Source organism: Curtobacterium flaccumfaciens (genome assembly GCF_051548005.1).
Lineage (GTDB): Bacteria > Actinomycetota > Actinomycetes > Actinomycetales > Microbacteriaceae > Curtobacterium.
Genome location: NZ_JBPUGH010000016.1, coordinates 25,179 through 36,410, shown reverse-complemented (window position 1 = coordinate 36,410; position 11,232 = coordinate 25,179). Strand labels below are relative to the sequence as shown.

Below are 11,232 nucleotides of genomic sequence, written 5' to 3'. Positions count from 1 at the left end.
CGCCCCCACCGCCTGACCGGCGGGGGCGTCGTCGTGACGGGGCCGGCGTCAGCCGAGCTTCTCCGCGAACTGCGAGGGCAGCTTGTCGAGCGCCCACTCGATCGCTGCGGTGGTACCGATCGAGAACGCGTTCGACACGTCCTTGTCGTCGAAGACGATGTCGTGTCCGGCCTCGACCGACGGGACCTTCTGGAACAGCTTGTTCGAGGACGCCTCGGAGGCGTCGACGAAGATCGGCAGGACGAGCGTGAGGTCGGCGTCGAGCAGGTCGAGGTTCTCGTCGGAGAGGCTCACCGAGAACTGCTTGCCGGCCTGCTGGTCGATGGCCTTCGGGATGGTGAAGCCGAGGTTCTCCATGAACTGCGACCGGCTGTCCGACGAGGCGTACGCCCCGAAGCCCTCGGACGAGTACGAGCCGACGACGGCGGTCTTCCCCGCGAACTCGGGGTGCGCCTTGCGGGCCGCGGCGTAGGCGTCGTCGAGGCCGGACAGCAGCTTCTTGCCCTCGGACTCCTTGCCGAGTGCCTTCGCGATCATGTCGACCTGCTGCTTCGTGGTCGTGAGGTAGTTCGCGCCGCCCTTGGGCACGGCGACGGTCGGGGCGATCGCGGAGAGCTTCGCGTAGCGGTCGGCGTCGCCCGAGCTCTTGGTGTCGAGGATGACGTCCGGCTTGAGCTTGATGATGTCCTCGTAGCTCGGCTCGAGCGTCTGGATGATCTTCGGCGACTTCGTGTACGCACCCTTGAGCCAGGGGCCGACGCCGTCGCCGCCGAAGCCGAGCCAGTCGCTCGCGCCGACGGGCTGCACGCCGAGCTCGAGCGCGGTCTCGGCGTCACCCCAGCCCAGCGCGACGACGCGCTTGGGGGCGGTCGTGATCTCGGTGGTGCCGAGAGCCGTGGTGATCGACACCGGGAACTGACCGTCCGCCTTCGTCGAGGACGACGCGTCGTCGGTGGAGGTGCCGGAGCCGGACGCGCATCCGGCCAGGACGAGGGATGCTGCGACGACGGCGCCCGCGGCTGCGAGCGCGCGGCGGAGTCGGGAAGAGGAGCGGATCACGGAGGTAAGGCTACCCTAAGTCATCTGACATCGGCGGCTGAGTACGCTGATCGGGTGCAGTACTCCGATCCGGCCCGCTCCCACCTCGCGGTGCTCGGCTCCCCCGTCGCACACTCGCTCTCGCCCACCCTCCACGCAGCGGCCTACGACGTCCTGGGGGTGCCCTTCACGTACGGGAGGCACGAGGTGGCGTCCGGCGGGCTCGGTGCGTTCGTCGCGGGGCTGGGCCCGGAATGGCGCGGCCTCAGCCTCACCATGCCGCTCAAGCGGGAGGTGCTGCCGCTGCTCGACCGCACGACTCCGCTCGTCGACGAGCTCGGGGTCGCCAACACGGTCGCCATCCGCACGGTCGGGGGCCACGTCGAGCGACTGGGTGCGAACACCGACGTCGAGGGGCTGGTGCGGCCGGTCGAGGCACTGGGGCACCTGCCGGGCGAGGCGACGATCCTCGGCGGCGGTGCGACGGCGGCGAGCGCCCTCACGGCTGCCGTCCGGCTCGGGGCGGTCCTCGTGCGGGTGTTCCTGCGCGATCCTGCGAAGTCCCGACGCCTCGTCGACCTCGCCGTCCGTCTCGGGGTGTCCCTCGAGGTGCACGCGCTGACCGAGCTCCCGGGCACGCACCACGGATTCGTCCTGTCGACGCTGCCGGGCGGTGCCGCGGACGGCCTCGACCTGGTGCCGTCCGACCCGGATGCGGTGCTGTTCGACGTCGCCTACGAGCCCTGGCCGACCGCCGCCGCGACCCGCTGGTCCGACGCCGGCGGCCGGGTGCTCAACGGTCTCGACATGCTGACCGAGCAGGCGATCGGGCAGATCCGCTTCTTCCTGACCGGGGACCAGGACCAGCTGCTGCCCGACGAGGCCGCGGTGCGTCGGGCGATGCGGTCCGCTGTCGGCCTGGAGCCGTCGATCAGCCCGCGCTGACGACACCGTCGACGTACAGCCACCGGCCGTCCTCCCGGACGAAGTCGCTCGTCTCCTCGAGGACGCCGCGTTCGTCCGCCGAGCGCCAGTACGCCCGGAAGGCGACCGAGCCCGCGGTGTCGAACGGTCCGCCGGCGCGGGTGCCGACGATGTCGAGCCGGGTCCACCGCTGCGTGTCGTCGAGGTCGAGGGACGACGGGCGCGTGCTCGGGTGCCAGGTCGCGAGCAGGTACTCGGGGAGCCCGAGTGCGAACGCGGTGAACCGGGAGCGCATGAGCCGTTCGGCGGTCGGCGCGGGGGCGCCGGCGTGCAGGGGGCCGCAGCACTCGCCGTAGGGGTTCCCGCTCAGGCAGGGGCAGCGGTCGGTCTCGGCGATCACCGGACGACGGTAGCGCGTGTAGGCAGGAGTGGTGTTCCGACTCGGCTGGCAGGTGTTCCGCACGCGGCTGCCCGAGCTCGTCTCCGACCGGGATCGACGACGGCTCGTGGTGGTGGCGGCGATCGTCGCGCCGGCGGTGTTCGTCGGACTGCTCGTCGTCGCGGCCCTGACCGACGGGATCACCGTGGCCGGCGTGGTGGCGGCCCTGCTCTTCGGCATCGCCGCGGGCGGGTTCTCGATGGTGTTCTGCCGCATCGGACCGAAGGGGTGGGCGATCCTTCCCGTGCCGGGGATCGGCTGGCGCACGCAGGAGGCGGTCGCCCGCTACTACGGCCGGAACCCGCCGCCGGTGGCGCCGGAGCACCGGGACATCGTGCTGCGGGGCATCGACGTCAGTCGCGACCCCGTCGTCCGGGCAACCCTGCAGAGCTCGTTCCTGCTCGGGTCGTGGGTGTTCGGCCTGGTCGGCGGGATCCTCGTCGCGATCACGGAGACCGTCGCCCACGGCCCGGTGTTCCTGTACGCACCGGTGTGGCCGCTGATCGCCGGCGGCTACGGGGCCATCGGCATCCGCACGCTCGGCAGACAGGAGCAGCTCCGGGAGGAGGCGTCCGCGCTCCCACCCGTGCCCCCGACTCCCCCGAAGCGCGGTCGTCCGGGCGGCCCGAGCGGCAGCAAGCTCGCACTGCCCGGGGAGTGAGCTCGGTCAGTCGGTCGGTGGCGGCTCCGGAGTGGCGAGCGCCGCGCGCCGCGCCCGTTCGGTACGCCCGAGGTCGACGAGACTGCCGGGGACCGAGAACGCGTAGCCCGCGATCCAGAGCAGGGGGAACCACTGCGTCCAGCCCGTCACGACGCAGGCGCACGCGGCCGCGACCCCCGCGCCGAGGAGCGGGCCGGCGCGGCCGATCAGGGCGATGAGACCGCGGCGGAGCAGCAGGGTGTCGGTGAGGACGGCGTCGCGGTCCTCGGGAAGGACCGGCTCGGCGCGTCGACGGAGGTACCGCTTCGTCGTCGGCCGGGCGGCGAACCGCAGGTCCACGCGGACCGGTCGGCCGTTGATCGTCGCGGCGGGTTCGAGGGGACGCCGGATCGGGATGCACCCGAACGCGAGCAGGCCGACCCCGAGCGCGAGGAGTGCGATCGCGACCACGCTGCGGACGGGGCCGGTCCCCGTCCAGCCGAGCCGTGCCTCCAGGCCGGACAGGGCGACCACGCTCACGACGAGGGCCGCTGCCGCGATCGCGGCGGCGCGCCGGACGCGGGCGTGGTCGAAGACGTCGCCGGCGTGGCGGCGGAAGACGGAGCACCCGAGTCGGAACACTCCTCGGTTCTACCGGATGTCACCCGTTCCCATCACGAGGGGTACAGCACCACTCCTTGTCCACAAGGCGCGACGCGTAGGAACGAACGCATGCCCGCCACCGCGTTCTGCCTCCACGCCCTCGGCTCGAGTTCCGAGGAGTTCGCGCTGCTGCACGACCGGCTGGAGGACGTGCTCGACCTGGTCGGCATCGATCTCCCGGGCTTCGGGACGAGCCCGGCGTCCTCCGGCACGACCGTCGAGGACATGGTCGAACGCGTCGAGCGGGCCATCGGACGGAGCGGCGTCACGGAGTGGGCACTCGTCGGACACTCGATGGGCGGCAAGGTCGCCGCGATCGTCGCGGACCGCACGATCTCGGGCGCGAACGGCCTCTTCGGCCTGCGCGGCGTCGTCCTGCTGGCCGCATCGCCGCGCTCCCCCGAGCCCATGGGTGAGGACCGCCGACAGGCCATGCTCGACTGGGCCGCCGCCGGGCACATCAACACCGACCACGCCGGCGAGTTCGTCGACGCGAACACCGCCGCGACCCTGCGCTCCGACCGCCTGCGGTCGGCGGTGTACGACGTCGAGCGCACCGACCCCGAGGCGTGGCGTGCCTGGCTCGAGCGGGGCAGCCGCGAGGACTGGTCCGACGACACGACGAACCCGGTGCCCGCGCTCGTGCTCGCCGGCGCCGAGGACGGTGACCTCGGACCCTCGGCGCAGCAGGAACTCGTCCTGCCGCACTGGCCGAACGGCACCTTCGCGATCGTCCCCGGCGCCGCGCACCTGCTGCCGTGGGAGCAACCCGACGACGTCGCCGACCGCATCCGCACGTTCTGGGAGCGCCACGCCGCGAACGGACCGGTGGTCCCGGCGGAGCACGCCCGGGTCATCGCCTCGCCGCGGGTGAGCGCGACGACCCGCGGCGCGTTGGCCGCCCGGGCGCTCGCGGACGACCCCGACGCCGAACCGCAGGTGTTCACGCCCGCGCAACTCGACACGCTCCGGGCCGTCGCCGCGGTGGTCGTGCCCCAGTCGGGCGGACGGACCGTCGACGTCGCCCTCCGAGTGGACGCGCAGTTGGCGGACGGGGCAGGTGACGGCTGGCGGCCGGACGGACTGCCGACGGACGTCGAGGCGTACCGGGCCGCGCTCGACGAGCTCGGAGCGGCGGCCTCGCGTGACGGTGCCACCGGCGACGACCACGACGGGGTGCTCGCCGACGAGCTCGCTGCCGTCCTCGCTGACGTCCTCGCTGCGATCGAGGACGGGTCGTACGAGCCGGTCGGGCCGTTGACCGTCTCGCAGTTGGCCGCCTGGGCCGAGGACGCTGCGGTCGACCTCGCGAAGCAGTGGCTCGCGCACCCGGCGACGATGGCGGCGATCGACTACGACGGCTACGCGAACGGCGGTGACGGCGTGCGGAAGCAGGGCTTCCAGCTGCTCGGCGCCGGGCAGCGTGAGGCATGGGAAGCGGGGCCGCCGAAGGCCGCCGCCGCGCTTCCCGAGGACACGACCGGAGCGGAGACGACGCGATGAGACTCGACGGACAGCGACACTGGGACGAGGACGAGGTCGTCGACGTGGTCGTCGTCGGCACCGGCGCGGGCGGCGCTCCGCTCACCGCTGCACTGGCACGACGCGGGCTCTCGGTCGTCGCGCTCGAAGCGGGGAGGAACACCGAGCCCGGCGACCACACCCCCGACGAGGTGCTCGCACCCGCCGACGTCAACTGGATGGACGAGCGGATCAGCGGCGGCGACGCCCCGACGGCCTTCGGCCCGAACAACAGCGGCACCGGGGTCGGCGGGTCGACGCTGCACTGGGGTGCGTTCACGCCGCGACCGAGCCGACACGACCTGCAGCTCCGGACCGAGTCCGGCGAGGGCGAGGACTGGCCGATCGACCACGACGAGCTGACCGGCTACATCGAGCAGGTCGAGCACGACGTCGGCGTTGCGGGGCCCGAGCACTACCCGTGGGACCCGTCGCGCCGGTACCGCATGCGGCCCCCGGCACGGAACGCGTCGTCGGACATGATGATGCGCGGCACCGCGGCGCTCGGCATCACCGCGACGGACGCCCCCGTCGGGCTCACCACCGAGGACCGGCACCAGGAGCACCACGGGCTCCGCCAGGCGTGCGTCTCGTGCGGGTCCTGCCACCAGGGCTGCCGGAACGGGTCGAAGGTGTCGATGGACACCACCTACCTGCCCGCTGCGGTGGCCTTCGGCGCCGAGATCCGGCCGGAGGCCTTCGTGCACGGGATCGAGCTCGATGCGCTCGGACGGGTCGAGGCGGTCGTGTACCACCAGGGCGGCCGCGACCACCGGCAGCGGTGCCGCTCGCTCGTCCTCGCCGCGGGTGGCGTCGAGACGCCGAGACTCCTGCTGCACACCGGGCTCGCGAACTCCAGCGGTCAGGTCGGGCGGAACTTCACCGCGCACGGTGCAACCCAGGTGTGGGCGACCTTCGACGAGTCGATGCGGTCCTACCGGGGGTACCCGTCGTCGATCATCACCGAGGACTTCGTGCGGCCGGCCGACGCCGACTTCGCGGGCGGGTACCTCATCCAGAGCCTCGGCGTGCAGCCGCTGACCTTCGCCACGACGCTCGTGCGTGGAGGTGGGCTCCGGGGGAAGGCACTCGTCGACGCCATGCGCGACTACCCGCGGATGGCCGGGGTCGGCATCAACGCCGAGTGCCTGCCGTACGACGGGAACCGCCTCGAGCTGACCGACGAGCTCGACGCCCACGGGGTGCCCAGGGCTCGGGTCACGTTCAGCCCCGGCGAGAACGAGGACGCGATCGAGCGGCACGCCGTGCGGACCATGACGGCGATCGTCGAGGCCGCCGGAGGTCGGGACGTCCGCGTGCTCGAGCGGACCGCGCACACGATCGGTACAGCGCGGATGGGGACCGACGCGTCCTCGTCCGTCGTGGACCGGGACGGCCGGTCGTGGGACGTGCCGAACCTCTGGGTCTGCGACAACTCGGTGTTCCCGAGCGCGGTGATCGCGAACCCGGCGCTGACGATCATGGCGCTGTCGTTGCGGACGGCGGACCGGATGCTCGCGGGTGCGCCCGAGGGTGGCGGATCGCGGGAGACGGCGAGCGTGCGGGGCTGACGCCCGGTGCCGGCCAGCGCTCGCCGGGCCTGACGCCCGCCGGCGGACGCCGGTCGGAGCACCCGGCGGCGAACGCCGGTGGGCGCGGACCAGCCGGCGCGGACGCCTGTCGGCGGTTCCGGGCAGACTGGCGCCATGTGTGGAAGGTTCGTCGTCTCCGACACCACCGCTGATCTGCTCCCTGAACTCGTCGGCGAGCTCGCCGCACGCACCGAGCACGTCGACGAGGACACCGGCGAGGTCCGCCCCGGCCTCGCCCCGAGCTGGAACGTCGCCCCGACCGACCCGGTGTACGCCGTCCGGCAACGCCACGGGCAGCGCGAGCTCCCGCAGATCAGCTGGGGGTTCGTGCCGAGCTGGGCGAAGGACTTCCAGAAGCAACGCCCCAAGCCGATCAACGCCCGGATCGAGACCGTCGCCACGAGCGGGATGTTCAAGCGGGCCTTCGCGACGAACCGGTGCATCGTCCCCGCGTCGGGCTACTACGAGTGGGTCGTGCGCGAGGACGGGAAGGAACCGCACTTCGTCCACGAACCCGGTGGTGCCCTGGCCATGGCGGGTGTCGTGAGCGCCTGGCCCGATCCGGCGAAGCCCGAGGACGATCCGGACAAGTGGCGGCTGTCACTCGCGATCATCACGAGGGACGCCCACGTCGCGCCGGGTGAGGTCCATGACCGCATGCCGGCGTTCCTCACGCCCGACGGCTACGACGACTGGCTCGACGGCGGCCTCGGATCGGACGACCTGCTCGCGCTGCTCGACCACGAGTCGCTCGCGGTCGCTGCCGGGTTGGAGCAGTACGAGGTCTCCCGCGCGGTGAACAGCGTCCGGAACCAGGGGCCGCAGCTGATCGCCCCCATCGCCTGAGCCCTGCCCGGAGACGACGAAGACCCCGCCGGTGGCGGGGTCTCGGAGGGGTTCGTCTCGTTCAGTCGAGCGTGCGACGGACGTCCGGCAGCAGTGTGTGCAGTCGTTCCGCCAGTCGGTCCTGGGCTTCCTCGAGCGACCGGTAGTCCCCGACGTACTGCCCGAAGGTGTCGGACACGAAGAAGTGTGCGCCCTGCTGGTCGACCACACCGCCGTAGTACCCGCCGTAGTTCGCTGCCCACAGCCCCGTGTCCGCCTCGGACCACACGACGTGCGCACGGGCCGGTGCAGCGGGCGAGACGATGCCGTCACCGATGCCCGTGATGAGCTCGATGGTCGCCGTGTCGACGTCCACCTCGGTGTGCTGGCCGGAGACGACGGGGGTGCTCATGGTGGTGCTCCTGGTGCTGATCGCGCTGTGTGTCGTGGTGCGCAGCCCCGCGGTGCTGCGCGGTGTGGTGTTGTGCGGTGCGGTGTCGAGCAGTGCGGTGCTGTCCGTGGGTCCGTCCGACGACGGTCGCGGATGGTCGCCCGGCACTACGCGACCGGCCGGATGACGGCCGGGAGCATGACGTGGAGCTGGTCGGCGAGACGACCCTGGGCCTCCTCGAGCGACGCGAAGTCGCCGACGACCAGGCCGAACGTGTCAGAGGCGACGTAGCGCCCGTCACGCTTGTCGACGGAACCGCCGAAGTAGCCGCCGTAGTTCGCGACCCACTCGTCCTCGTCCTCTTGGGTCCAGGTGAGCTTGGCGCGGCTCGCGCGGCCGTGCACGGCGGCGTCAGCCTCGAGGATCGCGATCGTGTCGACGGTGTCGGTGTCGAGCGTGACTTCGGCTCGGGTGTCGGTCTGGACGGTCGTGCTCATGTCGTGCTCCTTCGCCTTCCGGGGTACATCTGCTGACACCAGAACGCTACGAGAAGGCACGTGCCACGCGCCACCCAGCCGCGTGCATTCACGGGTTGTGTCAATGAGGCGCATCGCAGAAGCCCGTGTTTCCGGGGGCTGCCGACGGCAGTTCGGGGTACACGTCCCCCGACGGGGTACTCGTTCCGTGGATGAACCGGTTCCGGGGTACAGCGCACGAGACTCGGCACCGCGCGCAAGAGACTCGGCACCACGCACGCGAGACTCGCCGCCACGCCCACGAGACTCGTGCTGTGCGACGAGTCTCGTGCTCGTGCTCGCGAGGCTTGTCGCTCAGCACGAGACTCGCGACGCCCCACCGCAGCGGCAGCCGCGCGCAGTGGCAGCCGCAGGCAGCCGGCAGCCGTCAGCGCACCGCGCGCAAGGCGTCCGCGATCATCGTCACGGCAGCACCGATCTCGTCGGCGACCCGGGCGTGCGTCGCCTCCGAGCGCCGGTACGGGTCGTCGACGTCGTCGTCCCCCGGGTCGGCCGGCGGCGCCACCGACCCCCGGAGCCGAGCGACCCGCTCGACGAGCTCGGCGCCGGTGGACACACCGGCGAGGTCGGCGGGCTCGAGGGCGTCGAGCACGCGTGCGAACTGCCGGATCGTGAACGCCCGCTTCGTGGCGCGGGGAGCCAGGGACACGACCGCGGCCCGGTGCGGGCGCTCCGCCGTGAGCACGAGGTCGGCCTCGCCGGCGATGGCGGGCGTCAGGTACCGCGCACGATGACCGTCCGGCGAGCCCCCGAGCCGCCGCGACTGCGCGGCAGCGGACTCGTCCATCGGGGCGCCGTCCTGCGCGATCGTGCCGGCTGACTCGACCGTGAACGCGGGGGCGTCACGGCCGAGCCGGGCGGTGAGGACCTGCGCGCCGAGCGGCGACCGGCAGAGGTTGCCGCTGCAGACGAACAGGACCCGCATGTTCAGGACGCGGTCGTGGCGGCGCCGAGCAGGTCGTGCCGGACGACGATCGCGTCGCGCCCCGGGCCGACGCCGATGGCCGAGATCCGCGCGCCGGACATCCGCTCGACGGCGAGGACGTAGTCCTGCGCGGCCTGCGGCAGGTCCTCGAACGTCCGGGCACCGGTGATGTCCTCGGTCCAGCCGGGGAACTCCTCGTAGATCGGCTTCGCGTGGTGGAAGTCCGACTGGTTCACGGGGACCTCGTCCACGCGCTGCCCGTCGACCTCGTACGCGACGCAGACCGGGATCGTCGACAGCCCGGTGAGGACGTCGAGCTTGGTGAGCACGAAGTCCGTCACGCCGTTGATGCGCGCCGTGTAGCGGGCGATCGGGGCGTCGTACCACCCGCAGCGCCGCGGGCGGCCGGTGGTGGTGCCGAACTCGAAACCGTTCGCGCGCAGGAACTCGCCCGACTCGTCGAACAGCTCGGTCGGGAAGGGGCCGGCGCCGACGCGGGTCGTGTACGCCTTGACGATGCCGATGATGCGCTCGAGCTTGCCCGGACCGATCCCGGAACCGGTCGCGGCACCCCCCGCGGTCGCGGAGGACGACGTCACGAAGGGGTAGGTGCCGTGGTCGACGTCGAGCATCGTCGCCTGGCCGGCCTCGAAGAGCACGGTGTCGCCGCGCTCGAGTGCACGGTGGATCTCGAGCGCGGTGTCCGCGACCATCGGGCGCAGCCGGTCGGCGAACGAGAGCAGCGACTCGACGACCTCCTCCGCGTCGATCGCCCGACGGTTGAAGACCTTCACGAGCAGGTGGTTCTTCTGGTCGAGGGCCGCCTCGACCTTCTGCCGCAGGATGTTCTCGTCGAAGATGTCCTGGATGCGGATGCCGACGCGGTTGATCTTGTCGGCGTAGGTCGGGCCGATGCCGCGGCCGGTCGTGCCGATCTGCCGCTTGCCGAGGAACCGCTCGGTCACCTTGTCGATGGTGCGGTGGTAGTGCGTGATGACGTGGGCGTTCGCCGAGACGAGCAGCCGGGACACGTCGACACCGCGGGCCTTGAGCGCGTCGAGCTCCTGGAAGAGGACCTCGAGGTCGACGACCACGCCGTTGCCGATGATCGGGGTGACGCCGGGCGTGAGGATCCCGGAGGGCAGCAGGTGCAGCGCGTACTTCTCGCCACCCACGACGACGGTGTGCCCGGCGTTGTTGCCGCCGTTGAACTTGACGACGTAGTCGATGCGGGAGCCGAGGAGGTCGGTGGCCTTCCCCTTGCCCTCGTCGCCCCACTGGGCGCCGATGATGACTGCTGCGGGCATCTGGTTCTCCTCACGTTGGCGGAGGACCGCACACGACCGGCTCGGTCGGTGGTCCACCCGAGTCTATCGGCTGGTCACCTGCACGCCACCGTCCGGACGGCTCCTGTGGACGACCCGCCCACGGACAGACGGGAGGCACGGTGCCAGCTGGCACCGTGCCTCCCGTTCGTTGCCCGGTCGCGCCCGAATCGCGACCGTCTTCGCAGCCTCAGCTGCGGAAGAAGTCCGCGTACGCGGGATCCCCGACCGGCTGGCTGTGGCCCGGCTCGCGGAGCCGCTCCTCGACCATGGCCTGGATCACGTCGGGCGGGGTGAGACCACGTCGACGCCACTCCACGGGGTTCGCCCGGAGCTGCTTGATGTCGCTCTGCTGTCGCATGCGATCACCTTTCCACGAGATGGCTAGTTTGTCTAACTACCTGTCCCGTCAG

At 71.9% G+C, this 11,232-nt stretch carries 13 protein-coding genes; 5 read left to right on the top strand and 8 right to left on the bottom strand.

The window, feature by feature from the left end; all coding sequences use genetic code 11:
* Window positions 1-48 precede the first annotated feature (48 nt).
* Complete coding sequence (locus ACSW7Y_RS04045) at window positions 49-1,059, bottom strand: iron-siderophore ABC transporter substrate-binding protein (RefSeq protein WP_438125055.1); 1,011 nt, start codon at window positions 1,057-1,059, stop codon at window positions 49-51.
* Between the two features lie 54 nt (window positions 1,060-1,113).
* Between ACSW7Y_RS04045 and ACSW7Y_RS04040 the strand changes: the two genes are divergently transcribed.
* Window positions 1,114-1,983: a shikimate dehydrogenase family protein gene (locus tag ACSW7Y_RS04040; RefSeq protein WP_438125054.1), complete on the top strand. Its 870-nt coding sequence runs from the start codon at window positions 1,114-1,116 to the stop codon at window positions 1,981-1,983.
* On the opposite strand, the gene ACSW7Y_RS04035 is transcribed toward ACSW7Y_RS04040, so the two are convergent.
* Complete coding sequence (locus tag ACSW7Y_RS04035) at window positions 1,970-2,359, bottom strand: YchJ family protein (protein ID WP_438125056.1); 390 nt, start codon at window positions 2,357-2,359, stop codon at window positions 1,970-1,972. The genes ACSW7Y_RS04040 and ACSW7Y_RS04035 overlap by 14 nt on opposite strands.
* A 34-nt stretch (window positions 2,360-2,393) precedes the next feature.
* On the opposite strand from ACSW7Y_RS04035, the gene ACSW7Y_RS04030 reads away from it, so the two are divergent.
* Window positions 2,394-3,062 carry a hypothetical protein gene (locus tag ACSW7Y_RS04030; protein ID WP_438125053.1) on the top strand — a complete coding sequence of 223 codons (669 nt, stop codon included), beginning with the start codon at window positions 2,394-2,396 and terminating at the stop codon, window positions 3,060-3,062.
* A 6-nt stretch (window positions 3,063-3,068) separates the two neighbouring features.
* Here the strand turns inward: ACSW7Y_RS04030 and ACSW7Y_RS04025 are convergent, their stop codons facing one another.
* Window positions 3,069-3,683, bottom strand: a complete 615-nt coding sequence (locus ACSW7Y_RS04025; RefSeq protein WP_438125052.1) for a hypothetical protein — start codon at window positions 3,681-3,683, stop codon at window positions 3,069-3,071.
* Between the two features lie 90 nt (window positions 3,684-3,773).
* Between ACSW7Y_RS04025 and ACSW7Y_RS04020 the strand changes: the two genes are divergently transcribed.
* The 3 genes from ACSW7Y_RS04020 (at window position 3,774) to ACSW7Y_RS04010 (ending at window position 7,663) form a co-directional block, all read left to right on the top strand.
* The gene (locus ACSW7Y_RS04020) at window positions 3,774-5,207 is read left to right on the top strand and encodes an alpha/beta fold hydrolase (RefSeq protein WP_438125051.1); all 1,434 of its coding nucleotides are present in this window, start codon (window positions 3,774-3,776) and stop codon (window positions 5,205-5,207) included.
* Window positions 5,204-6,796, top strand: coding sequence for a GMC family oxidoreductase (locus ACSW7Y_RS04015; protein WP_438125050.1), 1,593 nt, complete (start codon window positions 5,204-5,206; stop codon window positions 6,794-6,796). Before ACSW7Y_RS04020 ends, ACSW7Y_RS04015 begins: the two co-directional genes overlap by 4 nt.
* Window positions 6,797-6,931: 135 nt before the next feature.
* A complete protein-coding gene (locus tag ACSW7Y_RS04010) occupies window positions 6,932-7,663 on the top strand; it encodes an SOS response-associated peptidase (RefSeq protein WP_438125049.1) in 732 nt (243 codons plus the stop codon).
* A gap of 61 nt (window positions 7,664-7,724) precedes the next feature.
* On the opposite strand, the gene ACSW7Y_RS04005 is transcribed toward ACSW7Y_RS04010, so the two are convergent.
* The 5 genes from ACSW7Y_RS04005 to ACSW7Y_RS03985 all read right to left on the bottom strand — a co-directional run bounded on the left by ACSW7Y_RS04005 (window position 7,725) and on the right by ACSW7Y_RS03985 (window position 11,180).
* Window positions 7,725-8,054: a hypothetical protein gene (locus ACSW7Y_RS04005; protein WP_438125048.1), complete on the bottom strand. Its 330-nt coding sequence runs from the start codon at window positions 8,052-8,054 to the stop codon at window positions 7,725-7,727.
* A 146-nt stretch (window positions 8,055-8,200) separates the two neighbouring features.
* Complete coding sequence (locus ACSW7Y_RS04000; protein WP_438125047.1) at window positions 8,201-8,530, bottom strand: hypothetical protein; 330 nt, start codon at window positions 8,528-8,530, stop codon at window positions 8,201-8,203.
* Window positions 8,531-8,936: 406 nt separating this feature from the next.
* On the bottom strand, window positions 8,937-9,494 hold the full coding sequence (locus ACSW7Y_RS03995) for a low molecular weight phosphatase family protein (RefSeq protein ID WP_438125046.1): 558 nt from the start codon (window positions 9,492-9,494) through the stop codon (window positions 8,937-8,939).
* A gap of 2 nt (window positions 9,495-9,496) precedes the next feature.
* Window positions 9,497-10,801: an adenylosuccinate synthase gene (locus ACSW7Y_RS03990; RefSeq protein ID WP_438125045.1), complete on the bottom strand. Its 1,305-nt coding sequence runs from the start codon at window positions 10,799-10,801 to the stop codon at window positions 9,497-9,499.
* A gap of 208 nt (window positions 10,802-11,009) precedes the next feature.
* Window positions 11,010-11,180 (bottom strand): hypothetical protein, encoded by a 171-nt coding sequence (locus tag ACSW7Y_RS03985; RefSeq protein ID WP_438125044.1) that lies wholly within the window; start codon window positions 11,178-11,180, stop codon window positions 11,010-11,012.
* Between the last annotated feature and the right edge of the window lie 52 nt (window positions 11,181-11,232).

Excerpts from the sequence above, each read along its gene's own strand:
- ACSW7Y_RS04000 (WP_438125047.1), bottom strand. The coding sequence starts at position 8,530 with ATGAGCACGACCGTCCAGACCGACACCCGAGCCGAAGTCACGCTCGAC.
- ACSW7Y_RS03990 (WP_438125045.1), bottom strand. The coding sequence starts at position 10,801 with ATGCCCGCAGCAGTCATCATCGGCGCCCAGTGGGGCGACGAGGGCAAG.
- ACSW7Y_RS03995 (WP_438125046.1), bottom strand. The coding sequence starts at position 9,494 with ATGCGGGTCCTGTTCGTCTGCAGCGGCAACCTCTGCCGGTCGCCGCTC.
- ACSW7Y_RS04005 (WP_438125048.1), bottom strand. The coding sequence starts at position 8,054 with ATGAGCACCCCCGTCGTCTCCGGCCAGCACACCGAGGTGGACGTCGAC.
- ACSW7Y_RS03985 (WP_438125044.1), bottom strand. The coding sequence starts at position 11,180 with ATGCGACAGCAGAGCGACATCAAGCAGCTCCGGGCGAACCCCGTGGAG.
- ACSW7Y_RS04020 (WP_438125051.1), top strand. The coding sequence starts at position 3,774 with ATGCCCGCCACCGCGTTCTGCCTCCACGCCCTCGGCTCGAGTTCCGAG.
- ACSW7Y_RS04010 (WP_438125049.1), top strand. The coding sequence starts at position 6,932 with ATGTGTGGAAGGTTCGTCGTCTCCGACACCACCGCTGATCTGCTCCCT.
- ACSW7Y_RS04015 (WP_438125050.1), top strand. The coding sequence starts at position 5,204 with ATGAGACTCGACGGACAGCGACACTGGGACGAGGACGAGGTCGTCGAC.